Here is a 17947-nt window from a genome sequence, read left to right on the forward strand (position 1 = left end):
ATTTTACGATTATTTTTTGACTAGAAGACATAATCTGTCGCACTAGGTATCTTGATGACCTTCCTCTTTTCTATCTTTTCAATACAATGTTTAGTGTTACCAAAGGAGGATAAATGTCGAACAATACCGTACACAACAATGATGACCAAAACGAAGAGACGCTAATTGAATTAATTCACTTAAAAAACTGTCTAGGTTTGATGAGTAAAATGAAAGTCCAGGAAGGTGAACAGATTGACGCAGCAGAGATCAATTCACTATTCACCACAATGCATGACCAAGTAAATAAAATAATTAAAAAATTTGAAATGTCATTGTAAAAAAAATGCCACCGGTTAGGTGGCATTTTGTGTTGCATAGGCTTTGGCCATTCCGACAAAGCCTGTTTTCGCTGTATCTGTTAAGGATCGATAAGCAGAAATTACCTGGTGTTCGTCTTCACTCAGTTCCGTAAATCTCACACCAAACGTTACATAGAACGTATCAAATCCAGCCTCCTGCAGAACCATAAGTTGATTCTGATTCAACGGATCACCTTGCTTTTCATAACGAACGATAGAACCCACTGCCACGTCCAGCAACTCTGCCACGCTTGGCTGAGTCAGTTTTAAACGTTTTCGTTCAGCTTTCAAACGTGCCCCACGCTCTAAAAACTTATCATTAATCGACATTTTTACCCACCAAAGTATTGAAACTTTCGATTTATCGTAATATTATTCAGTAATACAGTGATTCACTGATGCTCTATCAACATTTTAAGGACTTGCCATGAGTAATGTCGAAAGCAGAACAAAAGCAATCATCACACATACCACCCCGAACCGTCATCAGTTCCTGAGAGTTTGTGCAGCTGAAGCAGGAATGACGATTTCTAGCTTTACAGAAAAACTCATTTCTGAAGCTCTATCGAAAGTTGAGAAATCAGACAACCCATTTTCTGAAGCCAAAAATAAACAATAAGCCCCTGAAAAGCTTATTAGTTTACTGAAATCAAGCCAAAGGTAAACAAAATGACAACATTACAAGAACTTTGTATAAACCGAAAGAATCAACTCCAAAATCGTAATGGTACAGAAGCCTTAAGAAAACGTATAGACCATTTAAAAACTTTGTCTGGTGAAGAACGTCAACGCTTTGCTGAAAAATTAAAAGGCTATATCGAAGCCTTATTTGAACACCAAATCATTACATTCCAAGACGCAAAGGATTGGGAATGGATTGTTGAAAGCAACGTAAAGGACTTCACTAATGTCTGAAATTAAACATCGCATCATTGACCGTCTTGAAAACATGTTCAGCTTCAAGACACGTGGCGAATGGTTCCGTGAAGGGATCTGCCCACAATGCGGTAAAAAAGAACTTTATACCCATGCCCACAATCCACGTATCGTGAAATGTGGTCGTCTGGTCAAATGTGGTTATGAAGAACACGTCAAAGATATCTGTGAAGACTTATTTAAAGACTGGTCTGAATACCATCCGCAAACCGATACAAATCCAAATGCTGCAGCAGATGCATTTTTATCAGAAGGTCGTGGTTTCGATCTTAAAAACTTAATTGGTAAATACACCCAGCAGTTCTATACAGATAAAGACAGTAAAGAATCATCTGCAACTGTTCGCTTTATGCTAGATGAAAAAAACTATTGGGAACGTCTTATTGACCGACCAGAACGTTTTGGCAATAAAAAAGCACGCTTTAACTATGGCTTTAAAAATGCAGGTCAAGCATGGTCAGTACATGAACTAGATGAAATCTGCAAACTCGGTGCAACGGGTGAAGCCGTGTGGATCACCGAAGGAATCTTTGATGCCATTGCATTGAGTCAATCAGGCGTAAAAGCCATGTCATGCCTGTCATGTGTCAACTACCCTTCTCAAATGCTACAAGCCATTGCAGACCGTTGCCATGAACTAAAAATTGACAAGCCACGTTTACGCTGGTCATTTGACAATGATTCAGCAGGTAGAGGTTATACAGTTAAATGGCATGAACGTTCACGTGCCGAAGGTTGGTCATCGACTGCTGCACAGCCACCGGCAAATGGCGGTAAAAAACTCGACTGGAATGATCTGTTCCAGTGGGACAAACTCAATCCTGATCAATTCCCAAAATACAAACATTATGGTGAATTGCTCATTGCTGAAACCGCTGAAGAAGCAGGTCTTCTGATTTATAACTTTTATGAAGGTCGTCGTCACACGTTCTATTACAACCACAAATTCCGTTTGTACTGGTGGGAACTCGACTATGACAAATTCAATAAAGCAGTTCAGCACCTGGAAGACCGCAACAATGAAGCAGCTGAAAATGGTGGTCAGATTCTTACTGATAAAGAAATCCGTGCCAGTGCATTGAAGAACTGTTCAGCAGCCAAAGAAATTTGCAATGCTCAAATTGAACCGTTGTACTTCCAACGCAATGAAATCACCGATGAATCTTGGTACTACTTCAAGTTGCAAAGCCCATGGTCAGAAGCGAAAACTACATTTACTGCTGATCATATGTCGTCACGTTCTAAGTTCAAACCACGTGTTATGTCTGTGATGTCTGGTGCAATGTGGACAGGCACAGATCAGCAATTGGAAACATTCATCAAACGTGAAACTGAACGTTTACGTGAAGTCAAAACCATTGATTACATTGGTTATAGCCGTGAGTACCAAACTTATATCTTTGAAAAATATGCCGTGCATAAGGGCCAAATCATTGCCATCAATGAGCATGACTTTTTCAAAGTAAAACGTCAGGAAATTAAAACACTGGCAAGTTCACCTGCAATCACCTTAAACCCGAAAAAACAGTTTGATTCATCTTGGTGGAATGACTTCCATAGAGTCCGTGGCGCAAAAGGTATCATCGCGCTTGCATGGTGGATGGGTTCATATTTTGCTGAACAAATCCGTGCCATGCACAGCTCGTACCCATTCATGGAAATTGTCGGTGAAGCTGGTGCAGGTAAATCACGCTTAATCGAAATGATGTGGAAGTTATCTGGTCGTAAAGACTATGAAGGCTTTGACGCAAACAAATCAACCAACGTGGCTGTATATCGTAACTTTGCCCAGATTGCCAATCTTCCAGTCGTACTGATCGAAGGCGACCGTAATGATGTGAACGGTAATTCAGTGCAAAAGTCCAAATTCAGTTGGGATGAATTGAAAGATGCGTTTAACGGTCGTGCCATCCGTTCTAAAGGTTTAAAGACTGCAGGTAATGAAACCTATGAACCACCGTTTCGTGGTGCCATTCTGATTTCACAGAACACTGCAATTCAGGCTTCAGAAGCAATTTTGACACGTACTTTGCACTTGTACTTTGACCGCAAAGGACAGTCACTGGAAACCAAACGTATTGTCGATGAACTGGATCGCATGGAACTTGAAGATGCATGCACGTTTATGACTCATTGTCTGCGTAATGAAGACAAAATTTTGGAAACCTATGCGTCAAAGTTACAGTCAATTGAAGATCACTATCATGAAATTGGCATTACCCATACACGTATTGCCTTATGTCATGCACAAGTGGCAGCACTGATTGAAGCAATGGCCAAACACGTTTTACCGATTGACCTTGAAGACATGCTTGAAGCACAAGAAATGCTTGAAGACATGGCGCGTGAACGTGTTGAACAGTTGAATGGTGATCATCCTGACGTGGAAAAATTCTGGGATGTTTACGAGTACTTGCAAGGCAACCGTTCACCAGAATGGGGACTCAACCATCATGACAACGATGCTCAAACCATCGCAATCAACTTAAACGAAATCTACAAAGTAGCTGCACGAAATTATCAGCAACTGCCCGAAATCAATGAAATGAAAAAACTGCTTCGCACTTCGCGCAAGTACAAATTCATTGAAAGCAACAAACAGGTGTATTCAGACCGCTTCCCTGCAGATGACGTGGCAGCGGTTTCAAAAAGTCGTGATGTACCAGGTAAAGCTTCACGCAATGTGAAGTGCTGGATCTTTACTAATCCAAATTTAGGGGCGAGAAAATAATGGAAGCGAATAAGTATTTTCAGAAAATAGGTATTACTGGTGTTAAAGAATATTTAGTTCTAAATGGTTGGAAAAACACACCCTTTATTATTCAGCTAAAACGCTTAGTTGAGTCGCATAAGTTGGTGGAGGTTCACGGCTTAGCGCAATCAAAAGAAATTGTTAAAAATGCACCAAGTGATGATCATTTTTATTCTTGGACTTTAGGAAACTCAGGTGTCAGAGATAAAACTGTAAATATTGGTGAACTACGCAAAGCCATCGAAGATATGGAGTCTTGCTCATGAATGCTCAAACAGATAAAAGCTATTTCACCATGATCGCTGAACATCAGGACATTGCTGCACGTGTACTTCGTCTGCATGCCGTTTTAAATCAGCATCCATGCATTCAGCACATGCCGACTGAAGCCTGCATTCTGATCAATGAAATGAAAAACATTGTTGAGACTGGCAAAGCACAACCTGGTGGACTGGAAACAGCCGAACTGGGTTTTGATTCTTCCTTGCCGTTTACAGATCCTGAAGTAGTAAGTGTGCATGATTTCAATGTAGGCGACATCGTTTGGATCCCTGATGAATTCGCACGTTACAAGTTCATTGTCAGCAGTCACCAGCGTTTTGAAGTGAAGCAGGTCGTCGGCACAGATCAACTTTATGTCTGCCATATCGAAAACCCGGACATTCCATTTACCAATAACAACAAATGCTTCACGGCTCATTTCAGCCATTTTGCCAAATTTGAAGGAGAAGCATCATGCGTGGCGTAAATAAAGTAATTCTGGTCGGCACACTGGGCGCCAATCCTGAAAGCAAAAGCTTTCCAAATGGCGGCTCACTCACACAGTTTTCAATCGCAACCTCTGAAAAATGGCAAAACAAACAGTCTGGTGAATGGATTGAACAAACCGAGTGGCATCGCATTGTGGTCAAAAACCGTTTAGGTGAAATTGCCCAGCAGTACCTAAAAAAAGGTTCAAAGGTTTATATCGAAGGCAAATTAAAAACACGTCAATGGACGGATCAGAACGGCATTGAACGCTACACCACAGAAATTCAGGCAGAACAGCTTCAGATGCTCGACTCTGCACCACAAGCAAATGGTTATTAAGGGGAAGGATGATGGAAAAGAAAAAATACCAGGTGCGTATTCGTAAAGATGTAACTCTTAGCCCTGAAATTCAAGAATCACTTGCATTGCTTGGTGGTGGAACTGCTACACAAATTCAAACACTGTATGGAAACTTTGAAAACATTCATGAGGCATTTGAAAAAATGGCCAGTATGCCAGAAATGGAAGAATACGAAATTATCTCGGTCATTTTGTATGACTCGGATAACAGTGATCAACTTGGTGAAGATTATGAATGGGATGATGAAAATGACTGAAATCACATCACCTGAAATTCGTGAACTACTTAAATCAGTTGAAATTATTGCAACTCGTCCAGCACAAGCCACAGCACGTGAATTACAGCTTGCACCTGCACTGTTCGCCAAACTAATGAATTGTCGTACAGGTGGAATGATCCAAATTAAAACCATGATTGACGGTAAAGAAATTAATTTTGAGGTGGTGCCATGAATGCTGCACTGAATCAATTTGATTCAAGTTTCTTATTGGCCATGAAGTACAAGTCTCCAGTGGTCCCACTGGAGCTGGTTGTAAAGGACTTTTTACCACATCTGAACATTGAAACAGCCAAGAAGCGTGCAGCCGTTCAAGACCTGCCCTTCCCAACGTTCAAGGCAGAAGAATCGAAAAAAGCACCTTACATGGTCAACATTACAGATGTGGCACTTTGGCTGAATAAACAAAGCCAAATTTCACAACAAGATTGGAAAAACATGCACGCCTAATCGCGTGCATATAGGGTAAATCCATGCAAAATGATATTAATTGGAAAGACATTCCTGATAACCCACAAATGTTTTGTCCTAGACAAAAAATGTTCTATAAGCTCTCAGTCGATAAAAAGCGTTTATATGTTTTTGATGATGATGGTATCTGGAAGCTATCAAAACATAAAGCTGATGATTTTTTTAAATATGAAGAACCTATTTATAGTGAAGAATTTCAAAAAGAACTAGAAAGTATTACTACGTCAAAACTGAATAAGCTTTGGCTTTGGTGCAAACTTGGATCTGGAAGAAGTAAAAGACTAGCTTCATTTATTGGCTGTTCACCAACTATGATCACAAATATTTGTAATGGTAAAAAAGAATTACCAATTCAAATGATTCAAAAAGTAAGTGATTATACTGGTATTGCTCCAGTTTATTTGCGTGAAGATATTGCTGAAATCTTTGGAGTTTCTATTGATAGTCAATTACAGTCAGTTCCAATTAAGAAGCTTCGATACATGGAACGTTTATTAGAAGTGTATGGAGATAAAAAATATATTTTAGAAAGCACATAAAAATAAGCCCCTATTAAGGGGCTTCTCTAATTAATGAACAATAACAATATAATCATATATTTATTTAATTTTGCAGCTGCTCATTAAAATGGTTTAAATACTATTTTTTGCCACTTTCATGGCTTCCATAAAATCCAAACGCTCACGACGGCTTTTCAAATTCACATAACGTCTCAGACTTTCCCAAGATTCATGCAAACTGATCTGCTGCAGCTGGGGAATGGTCAAACCATCTTCAGCCAATCGGGTAATCCCTTCATGACGCAAATCATGAAAACGTAAATCTTCAATGCCGGTCATCTTGATCGCTTCACGCCAACGTGATGCAAATGATTTTGCATTCAGTGGCAACAGCACGGATGGATCTGCAGAATCTAAACGAAGCATCTGATCACGCACTTCAGGCTTCATCAATTCTTTGATGACACGTTCAGCCTGTTCAGTCACCTTAAAACTTTTATGATTGCCGGCACTGCCATTCGGATTTTTTAAATCAAAAACTTTCCATTCATGATGCACCTGGTCAAACTCATGCAGAAAAAGTCGCGTCAATTCATCTTCACGCCTGCAGGTATAGATGGCCAACCACATAATCAGATGCAAAGGCATAGACGTTTTACTGGTTTTCCAACGTTTATAGAAATAATTGGTCAGCAATTGCAGCTCATTTGATGTCGGTAAACGGTCACGTTTCTTGGATTTCGTGATCACACGTGCATTGCGAAGACCTTTCATCGCCTGTTCCAGCTCAAAAAGATTCACTTTTTCACCCCAAACCAAATCGGCATGGGTCAAAACTACCTTTAAATATTGCAAATCTTGCAGTGCAGTACTGGATTCAATCGGATCTGCACCTATCGTTGGATAACCATTGCGCCTTAAATAAGTATGATCAGTGAAATCTTTCCTGGTTAAATCTGAAATTTTGACCTGTCCGATTGGCCAATTCTTTAAAAAACGCAGTCCCATGCGTTTGGATCTGCCAAAACCCTCAACTTCATTCAAATATTTTTCCAAGGCTTCAGCCAAGGTCATACCCTTTGAAATATTGGCAGAAATCATCAGTTCAGGATTCAATTCGAGTTCATATTCTCGTTTTTTAATCCATGCATCAGCCAAGGACCTTTTACTAAACGTCTTAGACTCTGTAAAATTCGGCAGCCCTTGTCGCTTCACGCGCACCTGTGCCCTGTATTTTTTCACACCAGTGGACAGAACTCTTTCTGTAACTGTACCCATAAATTTGCACCCTGACCCAAAACCCATTTCACGGTGCAAATATGGTGCACCGAAATACTGAAATATGGGGAAATATGAGTAAAAATGCGAGTAAATGCAATATGCAAAATGTAGATAAAGCCTTGAAAAATCCACAACTTATTGATAACTCAATAAAACCTCGTATTTCCGTGGCACCGATGATGGATTGGACAACAAAAGATTATCGTTATTTTGCGCGCCTGTTTAATCCAAATGTCGTGCTCTATACCGAAATGGTCACCACAGGTGCGATTATCTATGGTGGTGCAAATCGCCATTTAGACTTCAACCAACAAGAACATCCTATTGTTTTACAACTTGGTGGCTCCAATCCGCAAGAGTTGGCGACCTGTAGCAAAATGGCGGAAGATTGGGGCTATAACGAAGTCAATTTAAATGTTGGCTGCCCAAGTGACCGTGTGCAAAATAATAAAATTGGTGCCTGTCTCATGGCAGAGCCAAATCTGGTTGCCGAATGCATTCATAGCATGCAAAAAGCAGTTTCAATTCCTGTGACCGTGAAACATCGTATCGGGATTGATGATATGCAGTCTTATGAAGAAATGCTGCATTTTGTAGATACGGTTGCTGCAACAGGTTGTACTCATTTTATCGTGCATGCGCGTATTGCGATTTTGCAAGGCTTATCACCTAAAGAAAACCGTGATGTTCCACCTTTACGTTATGACGATGTCTATCGTTTGAAGCAAGAACGCCCACACCTCACCATCGAAATTAACGGCGGCATCAAAACTTTCGAAGAAACACAGCAACATTTACAGCATATTGATGGTGTCATGATTGGTCGTGAAGCCTATCACAATCCATATCTTTTGGCCGAAATGGGACAACTGTGGAATCTGGAAGCACCTGATCGTTTCGAGATCATGCAACAGATGATGCCGTATATTCATCAACGGGTTGCTGAAGGTGCGCCCTTATCAATTATCACCCGACATATCTTGGGCCTATTCCAAAACTTGCCTGGTGCAAGGAAATGGCGTCAAGCGCTCAGCGGTGGCAATGCCAAAACGATTGCTGATATTGAAAATGCAATTCAAAATATTCAAACAGCAATGCAAAGAACCGAAGATTATCTAAAAGAGCATCAATCTTAATTGATGCTCCAAAATTGCCAACTTCATCACGGTGTGAAATATCATTTTACAAATATGAAAGATTTCTTTAAAGAGAACTTAAACCTTTTATAATTAAGATGATCTTCAAGAAATCTTCATTCAAAATTCATTATAATTCGATTAATTTGTTATATTATTACATTACATTTTAGTTTTTTTAAGATTTATCGCTTACCATGTGCTCCGTTAGAGATTCTGGCACACGTTCAGTTGTTTTGAAAATGCGGTAGAGATTCACAATGATTTATGATGTACCTTCAGTAGACCACAGTATGATTCACCCACCCTCGCAACAGGTGGTTATTCCTTATCGAGAGATGCCAAAACTGCCATCGACTTCTGAAATTGATGTGAGTAAGTTCTCTCAGAAGTTGACCAAACGTGCGTCGTATCGTAGCTCATCTCAATGTGCTAAATTCGTCAGAATCGCTTTACAATCTGCTGGTGCAAATATCGTTCAACATCCTGTTGCAGCATCAGACTGGGGACGTACCTTACAACAAATTGGTTATCAGAAAATCACCCCTGAATTTAACAACCCGCAACCAGGCGATATCTATATTATCCACCGCACCAAGAAGCACCGTTACGGACATATTGCAGGCTTTACAGGTTCACAATGGGTTTCTGACTATAAGCAAACCAGCTATGACGTCTATAAAGATCCAAATGTGACTTATAGCTATTACCGCTTAGCACCGCAATATCCTCAGGCTTAATCCATCCAACGTTTATTTAAGCTCTGATTTTATCCAATTTCTTTAAGACTTCAGCCACTGCAACCATTGCAAAGCTTGAAGTCACAACCACTGCCGAACCATATCCCCCACAGCGTAGACCAGCGCTTGGGCAAACTTCTGCGCTTGAAAATGGATTATCAATCGAATACACGCAAGTGATGCCGAATTTCTCTTTTGGCTTTTTACAAATTCCTTTCGAACGTAGTTGTGTACGTAGCTTTGCCAACATCGGATCTTGTTCTGTTTTGGATAAGTCTGCGACCCGAATCTTAAGCGGATCCAGCTTTCCACCTGCGCCACCTGAGACAATCAACGGGATTTTGTTAAAGCGACAATGCAGCATCAAAGCAAATTTGGCTTTGACATCATCAATGCAGTCTAAAATGATCGTCGGAACAGGGTTTAAAATTTCTTTGAGATTTTCAGGCGTAAGGTAGTCATCAATCACATTCACTTTCATACGTGGATTAATTTGACGGCAACGCTCAGCCATAATTTCAATTTTTTCTTGTCCTAACGTCGAGCTCATTGCTGGCAGTTGACGGTTAACATTCGATGCCGCCACCACATCCATATCAACCAAAGTGAGTTCACCAACACCCGTGCGAGCTAATGCCTCCACAGCCCAGCTCCCCACACCGCCAATACCAATCACCATGACATGGCTTTGCTCATAATGTGCAAACGCATTTTCGCCATAAATTTTTGCAACACCAGCAAAACGGCGCTCATATTCATCATTTACAGGCACATCAGTCATAACAGGGCGATCTATAGCTTTCGATTAAAGCCGTATTTTAACGTGTTTAAACCCGTTTAGGTTAGCTTGATGAAACTTTGCTTGATGCTTGACCTTGGCGACTTAAAATCAGCAACAACGGCAATTAAATAAAATGCCTACGCAGCCGAGAATAAACATAGCGAGGTACCTGATTCAAAGCCTTTATCCAATTTAATTAGGCTCGACAACCTTAACGCTGAGTGCTTGAAATTTAAACAAAAAAAGATGAAAGACTCACTTTCATCTTTTTTTGAAGTGACCTATCACTCAGGCAGCAATCAGATTTCGCAATACATAATGCAAGATACCACCTGCTTTAAAGTATTCCACCTCATTCAAGGTATCAATGCGGCATAACACTTTGAACTGGTCTTGACTGCCATCTTCTCGTTGTACCTGAATATCCAAAGTCTGATGCGGTTGGATATCATCGGAGAGTCCATGAATCGAGAGCACCTCTCGACCTGTCAGATTTAAAGATTGACGTGTTTGTCCATCTACAAACTGCAATGGTAATACGCCCATCCCCACCAAATTAGAACGGTGAATTCGCTCAAAGCTTTCAGCAATGACTGCTTTTACACCCAACAGGTTCGTACCTTTTGCGGCCCAATCTCGTGATGAACCAGTCCCATATTCTTTACCAGCAATAATCACCAACGGCGTTTTCTGCTGCTGATAAAGCATGGAAGCATCATAAATGGCAAGTTTTTCTCCCGTTGGAATGAAAATGGTATTCCCACCTTCTTCACCACCGAGCATTTCATTCTTAATCCGAATATTGGCAAAAGTCCCCCGCATCATCACTTCGTGATTGCCACGTCGAGAACCATAAGAATTGAAATCTTTAGGTTCAACCCCTTGCTGCTGTAAATAACGTCCTGCTGGACTGTCTTTCTTGATATTGCCTGCCGGAGAGATATGGTCAGTGGTGACGGAATCTCCCAAAACTGCCAAGATACGTGCCTGCTCAATATTGGTAATGGCTTTCGGAGGCTGATTAATTTCCTCAAAAAATGGCGGATGTCGAATATAGGTCGAGTTATCCTGCCAAGCATAAGTCTGACTTTGTGGAATCCGGATCGCTTGCCAAGTTGCATCACCATCAAACACAGCTGCATATTCCTTATGGAACATGTCAGTATTCACTTTTTGCAGTACTTGATCGATTTCAAATTGGCTCGGCCAAATGTCTTTGAGATAAACATCCTGCCCATCTTTGCCTTGGCCAATCGGCTGCGTAGTTAAATCTGTACGAATATTTCCTGCCAAACCATAGGCAACCACCAATGGAGGAGAAGCCAACCAGTTGGTTTTGACCAATGGATGAACTCGTCCTTCAAAGTTACGGTTTCCTGAAAGTACCGAAGCAACATTTAAGTCATGGCATTGGATCGCCTCTTCGATCGGTTCTGGTAAAGGTCCAGAGTTACCAATACAGGTGGTACAGCCATAACCGACCAAGTTATAGCCTAACGCATCCAAATAAGGCGTTACGCCAGCCGCAGCTAAATAATCAGTAACCACTTTAGAGCCAGGCGCCAATGAGCTTTTCACCCATGGTTTTCGTTGTAACCCTTTCTCAATTGCTTTTTTCGCCAGCAATCCCGCAGCCAGCATCACACTTGGATTGGAGGTATTGGTACAGGAGGTAATCGCTGAAATCACCACGTCACCATCGGTCAATGGATATGATTTTCCATCAATGGTGCATGCGGGTTCTTCATGGGCTAAATTTGCTTTCTTGGCTTCAACCGCAGTCCCTCCGCCGCCTTCATTTTCCAAACGTTCTTTGGCTTCTTTGGCGGGTTTGAGATTCAACTCCATCAAGGCATTAAAGGTCTTTGGAACATCTGACAGCAAAACACGATCTTGTGGACGTTTGGGTCCTGCCAAACTTGCCTGAACCGTTCCCATATCCAAGCTCAATGTATCGGTAAAGATCGGCTCATCACCCGTATGACGCCACAAGCCCTGCGCTTTACTATAGGCTTCAACTAAATCAATCCGCTCTTGCTTGCGACCTGTCAGCGATAAATACCCCAATGTCACCTCATCAACAGGGAAGAAACCACAGGTTGCGCCGTATTCAGGTGCCATATTGGCAATAGTGGCGCGATCCGCTAAGGGTAAATCAGCTAAACCATCGCCATAGAATTCAACAAATTTTCCCACCACCCCTTTTTGACGCAGCATTTGCGTAATGGTAAGAACTAAATCAGTCGCAGTAATCCCTTCGTTCAACTTGCCTGTGAGTTTGAATCCGATCACTTCTGGAATCAACATAGATACGGGCTGTCCTAACATCGCGGCTTCTGCTTCAATCCCACCCACACCCCAACCTAAAACCCCCAATCCATTGATCATGGTGGTGTGTGAATCTGTTCCAACGAGCGTATCTGGAAAAGCAAAAACTTGACCTTCATCATCACCTAACCACACGGCCTGTGCCAAATACTCCAAATTGACTTGGTGGCAAATCCCAGTCCCAGGCGGCACCACACTAAAGTTATTAAACGCAGATTGTCCCCAACGCAGGAATTGATAACGCTCACCATTACGTTGCATTTCAATTTCAACATTCTCGGCAAAGGCATTTTCATCAGCAAAATGGTCGACCATAACAGAATGGTCAATGACCAAATCTACCGGTGATAAGGGATTGATGAGATTAGGATCACCGCCTGCTTGAGACATTGCAGCGCGCATTGCCGCAAGATCGACTACCGCAGGAACACCAGTAAAATCCTGCATCAGCACCCGTGCAGGGCGATACTGAATTTCTTGGTCAGAACTTTTGCTTTTCTGCCAATCCACCAGTGCCTGAATATGCTCCACTTTTACACTTTTTTGATCTTCAAAACGCAGTAAATTTTCTAGCAAAACCTTTAAAGACTTTGGCAATTGATCAATATTGCCAAGTGTTTCAGCTGCTCGCGCTAAACTATAAATTTGATAGGATGTCGAACCGACGGTGAGTGTTTGTAATGCATTGAAACTATTGATTTTGCTATATCTGGCCATAAGGTTACCCTCCCAGTATTGGCTGATGTGTTTATTATCGATTTCTTACTTTAATGTACCCCTGTTTAAAGACAGATGTGTTCCCTTTTAGTATCTTATTTTTAACAAGATTATTGGCTTATTCTCTTAAAATTATAGCTGCAAGGCGGTCAAAGAATTTTGCCATAGCTGAGTTGCAAGTTGAGCCTTAGACTGCTCAAGGCTTTGTGCCAAACTCTCTAGCACATAAAGCAGGTTAACTGGTGTATTACGGGTACGATGCTCTGTTGAGGTTTGACAACACAACGGCGTCATATCGGGACAATCCGTTTCAATGACCAAGTTTTCACTGCCAATCGCCTGCACCACTTGATGCAATTTTTTAGCATTTGGATTGGTGATTTGTCCCGTCACCCCGATTTTAAAGCCCAATTTAACCAAGGCTTTAGCTTCTTCCACACCACCACTAAAGGCATGGGCAATTCCGCCTAATTTGAATTTTTGTGTTTTTAAAATTGCGATGGTTTCTGCATGAGCTTTGCGAATATGTAGCAATACAGGTTTTTGATAGTGGGTGGCCAACGCAAGCTGCTCAATAAAATAATGCTGTTGCTTGGCAAACAATTCTGCTTGTTTATGTTGTTTTAAAAAAGTGTCTAAACCGATTTCACCCACAGCGACACAATCATTTTGCTGTAAGACCTGCTCTAAGCGGTGTAAATGTTCGGGTTGATGTTGTTCGATATAAAATGGATGTAAACCTGGGGCAAGATAGGAGCGCGGTACACTTTCCCAATGTTGTAATTGCTGATGGGTTTGAATCAGATCAGTGAATCGTGACTCAAGAAAACCGATCAACACCAATGCCTCAACCCCCACCTGTTTTGCCTGTACAGCCAAATGCTGCCGATCATGATCAAAATCGGCAACATCAAAATGGGTATGGGTATCAAATAATTGCATTAGCTTTTGGTTTTATCACTTGCAACAGGCGCAGAGGCTGCTGGTGTATCTATTTTAGGCAAATATTCAGGTTTTAATATACCTTGCAATTCACTAAATGGGATCACTAAACGTGGTAAGCCAACCACATAAGGTCCAATTTCATATTCACCATATTGCAGAATTAAACCTTGCTCACCCAACAAGAAGTTATCTGTCACTTGGAATGGCCATGCCTGTTCATACTCCTTCGGATCAGTTGCAAGTTTGGAATCAACAATCCATGTCTTAAAGGCTTCATGCGCCAATTTATCTAAAGCTGCTTTCTGCTTCGGCAATAACAGATCATGCAATTGAATCTGTTTTTGACTCGCTAAATCAAAGTTATAGTAGTGTTGTGAGGTTGAACCATGCGCTCCGCCCAAATAACTACTACTATTCAACACCACGGTTGCCAGCTTGCCTTTAGGCTGTAAAATTTTAGGCTTAATCATCAAGCTAATCTGATGGCTACTGCTCAATGCTTTTAGTTCTTCATCAATTTTGACAAATGAATCTGCATATAATTGTGCTTGGCTGTCTAAACTTGATTTTGACTCCGCAGTCTTTGGCGTAGATGCAGCAGTCTCTGCATCAACCACCTCTAGCATTTTGCTGAGTTGGTCTAAAATCTGTTGATCCAGTAATTGATCAATAAATGGGAAATTACTTTGTAATCGTTCAACGGTAAAATCAGGACAAGTATTACCCTTACATTCGGGTAATTTCACCTGAATTTTGACGGTTTCCCCTTGTAAAACAGGTTCAGCCTGTTGTTGCACCGCAGGTGGATCCGTCGGTTTATCCTGTGATTCTTTCGGCTCTGATTTCGGCTGACACGCTGCAAGTAAAATTGCACATGCAAGAACGCTAAATTTATAAAATGTTTTCATTTAAAACCTATCAGCATTGTTATTACACAGGATTTTTAAATGCTATCGAAGTTCATGCAAAACCGCTAGCAGCACATGCAATTTCTATACGAAACTCAAGCAACTAGATTAAAACATTTGCTGATAAATTTCAGGTTGCAGCATCTGTTTGCTTTGTTCCGTGGTTAAATAAATATCCAACTGCGGTGCATCCTTACTAATTTCATTGGCACGATAATGTAGTCCAATACCTTCACCATCAAAGAACCAATCTGCTTGCCCCCAATACAGTTTTTTTGGAACCTGCTTTTTGACTTCTGAAGACTGCTTCTCAATCCATTGTTGGTAATGCACTTGAATAATTTCGTTCAATGCATTTTGCTGATTCTTCTGAATTACATCTAAAATGCTGACACTTTTTTGCAGCTTGCGGTCGGCGATAAAGAAATAGAAACGATCTTTCACCGCAATATCTTCTTGTTGTGCATTTACTCCGACTTGCAACAACACATATTGATTACGCTGCGAAGCGATCCGTGTATTTAAATGCAATTCATACGCTTTATTTTTAGAATATTTATCCTGCCATTCATCTGACTTTTTCACATACGCATTAATCGCTTGTTGCAGGGTCAAGTTTTTATTCAGCTCAATCTGCTGTTGAATCACATTGGCCTGATTTTTCGCAATCCATGCATTCAGCCAATCATCCTGTGTCTTGATGGTTTGAATATCGACATCAATACAGTTTTTCTTTTCGCAGAATGGCAAAGCATAATCTGCCTTCGCCTCTTTCATATTTAAATAAGGTAAAACTTCGGCTTTTTCAGTAGTCGCTGCTGCTTGCTCTTTGTTCTTGGCTGTATCAGTCTCGTTTTTGTTAGGATGATCACATGCCGTTAAAGCCATCATTCCAATCAATACACTGACAGCAAAAAGTGGTTTTAAAGTGTTCATCGCATCATCCTTTATTTTAATCCCTCCCAACCTCCCTTTAATAAAGGGAGGAGCATCACGAATTTAAATACTTAAAACTCGTGACAGAGTCCCTCTTTCATAAAGATGGGTGAGGAGCGTTCAAGCTCCGCAAGGGAGATTCTAGTGTTCTCGTGTGTTACGGAACTGAATATCTGGCCAGCGTTCTTGCATCAATTGCAAGTTTACACGGCTTGGTGCGAGGTAAGTTAAGTGACCACCACCATCAACTGAAAGCTGATCATGTGCCTTCTTCTTAAACTCATTCAGAATCTTGTCATCATCACAATGCACCCAACGAACCGTATGAACACTGACTGGCTCATAAATACAATCCACTTTATATTCTTCTTTTAAGCGATAAGCGACCACATCAAACTGTAACACCCCGACAGCACCCACAATCAAGTCGTTACTGATTTGTGGCATGAAGACCTGAGTTGCACCCTCTTCGGATAATTCTTTCAGACCTTTCTGTAGCTGTTTCGATTTCAAAGGATCTTTGAGGCGAACGCGACGGAACATTTCAGGCGCGAAGTGTGGAATCCCTGTGAAATGCAGATTTTCACCGCTGGTAAACGTATCGCCAATCTGAATGGTACCGTGGTTATGTAAACCAATGATATCACCAGGCCAAGCTTCTTCGAGGTGCTCACGCTCACCCGCAAGGAAAGTCAATGCATCACTGATACGTACATCTTTACCAATACGCACATGATTCATTTTCAAACCTTTTTCATATTTACCCGAACAGATACGCATAAAGGCAATACGGTCACGGTGTTTCGGATCCATGTTGGCTTGAATTTTAAAGACAAAGCCAGTAAACCCTTCTTCATTGGCATCCACAATACGTTCTTGGGTTGGATGTGCTTTGGGTTGTGGCGCCCAATTGATAAAGGTGTCCAGTACATGATCAACGGCAAAGTTACCCAAGGCTGTACCAAACAAAACTGGTGTTTGTTTCCCTTGCAAAAATAATTCACGGTCTAATGGTTCATTTGCCATTTGGACCAATTCAAGAGATTCCTCGAAAGATGCCCACGCCAACTCACCAACTTTTTCACGAATATCCGCATGGTCATAGCCATCACGAACATCGATATCTGTAATCGTTGAGCCAAAACCTGCTTTATAGACATACAGTTTGTTTTCAAGCAGATTGTAAACACCTGCAAAATCACGTCCCATACCCAAAGGCCATGTAATTGGAACACAGCGAATATTCAGGACATTTTCAATTTCATCAAGCAACTCTAAAGGCTCGCGAATTTCACGGTCCATTTTGTTGACGAATGAAATGATTGGCGTGTCGCGCATACGACACACTTCCATCAATTTAATGGTACGTTCTTCGACACCTTTGGCGCCATCGATTACCATGAGAGCAGAATCGACAGCCGTTAAAGTACGATAGGTATCTTCCGAGAAGTCTTCATGTCCTGGGGTATCAAGTAAGTTGATGGTGTGCTTTTTATAAGGGAACTGCATCACCGACGTGGTAATCGAAATCCCACGCTCTTTTTCCATTTCCATCCAGTCAGATGTCGCAGAACGGTCAGACTTACGACTTTTAACCATCCCCGCAACCTGAATCGCCTTACCCCATAACAACAGTTTTTCTGTCATGGTGGTCTTACCCGCATCGGGGTGGGAAATAATAGCAAAGGTTCTACGAACCTTTACCTGATTAGCTAATTCATCTTTAAACATGAGAAAAATCTACAATATGTACACAGTTATGTACACATTTCTAAATATGTACCAAA

20 protein-coding genes and 1 pseudogene are annotated in these 17947 nt (G+C 41.2%); 13 read left to right on the forward strand and 8 right to left on the reverse strand.

What is annotated here, in order from left to right; genetic code table 11:
- The first annotated feature begins 113 nt into the window (after window positions 1-113).
- Entirely contained in the window at window positions 114-320 is a 207-nt protein-coding gene (locus tag F909_RS15755) for a hypothetical protein (protein WP_005146706.1), read from the forward strand.
- 15 nt (window positions 321-335) lie between these two features.
- On the opposite strand, the gene F909_RS15750 is transcribed toward F909_RS15755, so the two are convergent.
- Window positions 336-671 (reverse strand): transcriptional regulator, encoded by a 336-nt coding sequence (locus tag F909_RS15750; protein ID WP_005146708.1) that lies wholly within the window; start codon window positions 669-671, stop codon window positions 336-338.
- Window positions 672-768: 97 nt separating this feature from the next.
- Between F909_RS15750 and F909_RS15745 the strand changes: the two genes are divergently transcribed.
- The 10 genes and pseudogenes from F909_RS15745 to F909_RS15700 all read left to right on the forward strand — a co-directional run bounded on the left by F909_RS15745 (window position 769) and on the right by F909_RS15700 (window position 6427).
- On the forward strand, window positions 769-960 hold the full coding sequence (locus tag F909_RS15745; protein WP_004670204.1) for a hypothetical protein: 192 nt from the start codon (window positions 769-771) through the stop codon (window positions 958-960).
- A 50-nt stretch (window positions 961-1010) separates the two neighbouring features.
- On the forward strand, window positions 1011-1256 hold the full coding sequence (locus tag F909_RS15740) for a hypothetical protein (RefSeq protein WP_005146710.1): 246 nt from the start codon (window positions 1011-1013) through the stop codon (window positions 1254-1256).
- Entirely contained in the window at window positions 1249-4008 is a 2760-nt protein-coding gene (locus F909_RS15735; protein ID WP_005146711.1) for a toprim domain-containing protein, read from the forward strand. Before F909_RS15740 ends, F909_RS15735 begins: the two co-directional genes overlap by 8 nt.
- Window positions 4008-4295 (forward strand): hypothetical protein, encoded by a 288-nt coding sequence (locus F909_RS15730; protein WP_005146712.1) that lies wholly within the window; start codon window positions 4008-4010, stop codon window positions 4293-4295. The genes F909_RS15735 and F909_RS15730 overlap by 1 nt, the downstream gene beginning before the upstream one ends.
- Window positions 4292-4777 carry a hypothetical protein gene (locus F909_RS15725; protein WP_005146713.1) on the forward strand — a complete coding sequence of 162 codons (486 nt, stop codon included), beginning with the start codon at window positions 4292-4294 and terminating at the stop codon, window positions 4775-4777. Before F909_RS15730 ends, F909_RS15725 begins: the two co-directional genes overlap by 4 nt.
- Window positions 4765-5103 (forward strand): annotated as a pseudogene (gene ssb / locus F909_RS15720) (single-stranded DNA-binding protein); the annotation flags it as partial. The gene F909_RS15725 and the pseudogene ssb, both read left to right, overlap by 13 nt.
- Before the next feature lie 26 nt (window positions 5104-5129).
- On the forward strand, window positions 5130-5396 hold the full coding sequence (locus tag F909_RS15715) for a hypothetical protein (protein ID WP_005146717.1): 267 nt from the start codon (window positions 5130-5132) through the stop codon (window positions 5394-5396).
- Window positions 5389-5592, forward strand: a complete 204-nt coding sequence (locus tag F909_RS15710; RefSeq protein ID WP_032877743.1) for a hypothetical protein — start codon at window positions 5389-5391, stop codon at window positions 5590-5592. Before F909_RS15715 ends, F909_RS15710 begins: the two co-directional genes overlap by 8 nt.
- Window positions 5589-5867 (forward strand): pyocin activator PrtN family protein, encoded by a 279-nt coding sequence (locus tag F909_RS15705; protein ID WP_005146720.1) that lies wholly within the window; start codon window positions 5589-5591, stop codon window positions 5865-5867. Before F909_RS15710 ends, F909_RS15705 begins: the two co-directional genes overlap by 4 nt.
- A 23-nt stretch (window positions 5868-5890) precedes the next feature.
- Window positions 5891-6427 (forward strand): helix-turn-helix domain-containing protein, encoded by a 537-nt coding sequence (locus tag F909_RS15700; protein WP_005146721.1) that lies wholly within the window; start codon window positions 5891-5893, stop codon window positions 6425-6427.
- Window positions 6428-6520: 93 nt separating this feature from the next.
- On the opposite strand, the gene F909_RS15695 is transcribed toward F909_RS15700, so the two are convergent.
- Window positions 6521-7666 carry a tyrosine-type recombinase/integrase gene (locus F909_RS15695; protein WP_005146724.1) on the reverse strand — a complete coding sequence of 382 codons (1146 nt, stop codon included), beginning with the start codon at window positions 7664-7666 and terminating at the stop codon, window positions 6521-6523.
- A gap of 101 nt (window positions 7667-7767) precedes the next feature.
- On the opposite strand from F909_RS15695, the gene dusA reads away from it, so the two are divergent.
- On the forward strand, window positions 7768-8805 hold the full coding sequence (dusA, locus tag F909_RS15690; protein ID WP_005146726.1) for a tRNA dihydrouridine(20/20a) synthase DusA: 1038 nt from the start codon (window positions 7768-7770) through the stop codon (window positions 8803-8805).
- Window positions 8806-9065: 260 nt separating this feature from the next.
- Window positions 9066-9545 carry a CHAP domain-containing protein gene (locus tag F909_RS15685; protein WP_005146727.1) on the forward strand — a complete coding sequence of 160 codons (480 nt, stop codon included), beginning with the start codon at window positions 9066-9068 and terminating at the stop codon, window positions 9543-9545.
- A gap of 16 nt (window positions 9546-9561) precedes the next feature.
- On the opposite strand, the gene F909_RS15680 is transcribed toward F909_RS15685, so the two are convergent.
- The 6 genes from F909_RS15680 to F909_RS15655 all read right to left on the reverse strand — a co-directional run bounded on the left by F909_RS15680 (window position 9562) and on the right by F909_RS15655 (window position 17891).
- A complete protein-coding gene (locus tag F909_RS15680; RefSeq protein ID WP_005146728.1) occupies window positions 9562-10326 on the reverse strand; it encodes a tRNA threonylcarbamoyladenosine dehydratase in 765 nt (254 codons plus the stop codon).
- Between the two features lie 288 nt (window positions 10327-10614).
- Window positions 10615-13371 (reverse strand): aconitate hydratase AcnA, encoded by a 2757-nt coding sequence (gene acnA / locus F909_RS15675; protein WP_005146729.1) that lies wholly within the window; start codon window positions 13369-13371, stop codon window positions 10615-10617.
- A 132-nt stretch (window positions 13372-13503) separates the two neighbouring features.
- A complete protein-coding gene (locus F909_RS15670) occupies window positions 13504-14313 on the reverse strand; it encodes a TatD family hydrolase (RefSeq protein WP_005146731.1) in 810 nt (269 codons plus the stop codon).
- A complete protein-coding gene (locus F909_RS15665; RefSeq protein ID WP_005146733.1) occupies window positions 14313-15224 on the reverse strand; it encodes an RsiV family protein in 912 nt (303 codons plus the stop codon). The genes F909_RS15670 and F909_RS15665 overlap by 1 nt, the downstream gene beginning before the upstream one ends.
- Before the next feature lie 108 nt (window positions 15225-15332).
- On the reverse strand, window positions 15333-16160 hold the full coding sequence (locus tag F909_RS15660; protein WP_005146737.1) for a hypothetical protein: 828 nt from the start codon (window positions 16158-16160) through the stop codon (window positions 15333-15335).
- A gap of 141 nt (window positions 16161-16301) precedes the next feature.
- Window positions 16302-17891 carry a peptide chain release factor 3 gene (locus tag F909_RS15655; protein ID WP_005146740.1) on the reverse strand — a complete coding sequence of 530 codons (1590 nt, stop codon included), beginning with the start codon at window positions 17889-17891 and terminating at the stop codon, window positions 16302-16304.
- Between the last annotated feature and the right edge of the window lie 56 nt (window positions 17892-17947).

This window comes from Acinetobacter sp. ANC 3929, assembly GCF_000369405.1.
GTDB lineage: Bacteria > Pseudomonadota > Gammaproteobacteria > Pseudomonadales > Moraxellaceae > Acinetobacter.

Coding starts and splice junctions, on each gene's coding strand:
- F909_RS15755 (WP_005146706.1), top strand. CDS start 114: ATGTCGAACAATACCGTACACAACAATGATGACCAAAACGAAGAGACG.
- F909_RS15750 (WP_005146708.1), bottom strand. CDS start 671: ATGTCGATTAATGATAAGTTTTTAGAGCGTGGGGCACGTTTGAAAGCT.
- F909_RS15745 (WP_004670204.1), top strand. CDS start 769: ATGAGTAATGTCGAAAGCAGAACAAAAGCAATCATCACACATACCACC.
- F909_RS15740 (WP_005146710.1), top strand. CDS start 1,011: ATGACAACATTACAAGAACTTTGTATAAACCGAAAGAATCAACTCCAA.
- F909_RS15735 (WP_005146711.1), top strand. CDS start 1,249: ATGTCTGAAATTAAACATCGCATCATTGACCGTCTTGAAAACATGTTC.
- F909_RS15730 (WP_005146712.1), top strand. CDS start 4,008: ATGGAAGCGAATAAGTATTTTCAGAAAATAGGTATTACTGGTGTTAAA.
- F909_RS15725 (WP_005146713.1), top strand. CDS start 4,292: ATGAATGCTCAAACAGATAAAAGCTATTTCACCATGATCGCTGAACAT.
- F909_RS15715 (WP_005146717.1), top strand. CDS start 5,130: ATGGAAAAGAAAAAATACCAGGTGCGTATTCGTAAAGATGTAACTCTT.
- F909_RS15710 (WP_032877743.1), top strand. CDS start 5,389: ATGACTGAAATCACATCACCTGAAATTCGTGAACTACTTAAATCAGTT.
- F909_RS15705 (WP_005146720.1), top strand. CDS start 5,589: ATGAATGCTGCACTGAATCAATTTGATTCAAGTTTCTTATTGGCCATG.
- F909_RS15700 (WP_005146721.1), top strand. CDS start 5,891: ATGCAAAATGATATTAATTGGAAAGACATTCCTGATAACCCACAAATG.
- F909_RS15695 (WP_005146724.1), bottom strand. CDS start 7,666: ATGGGTACAGTTACAGAAAGAGTTCTGTCCACTGGTGTGAAAAAATAC.
- dusA (WP_005146726.1), top strand. CDS start 7,768: ATGCAAAATGTAGATAAAGCCTTGAAAAATCCACAACTTATTGATAAC.
- F909_RS15685 (WP_005146727.1), top strand. CDS start 9,066: ATGATTTATGATGTACCTTCAGTAGACCACAGTATGATTCACCCACCC.
- F909_RS15680 (WP_005146728.1), bottom strand. CDS start 10,326: ATGACTGATGTGCCTGTAAATGATGAATATGAGCGCCGTTTTGCTGGT.
- acnA (WP_005146729.1), bottom strand. CDS start 13,371: ATGGCCAGATATAGCAAAATCAATAGTTTCAATGCATTACAAACACTC.
- F909_RS15670 (WP_005146731.1), bottom strand. CDS start 14,313: ATGCAATTATTTGATACCCATACCCATTTTGATGTTGCCGATTTTGAT.
- F909_RS15665 (WP_005146733.1), bottom strand. CDS start 15,224: ATGAAAACATTTTATAAATTTAGCGTTCTTGCATGTGCAATTTTACTT.
- F909_RS15660 (WP_005146737.1), bottom strand. CDS start 16,160: ATGAACACTTTAAAACCACTTTTTGCTGTCAGTGTATTGATTGGAATG.
- F909_RS15655 (WP_005146740.1), bottom strand. CDS start 17,891: ATGTTTAAAGATGAATTAGCTAATCAGGTAAAGGTTCGTAGAACCTTT.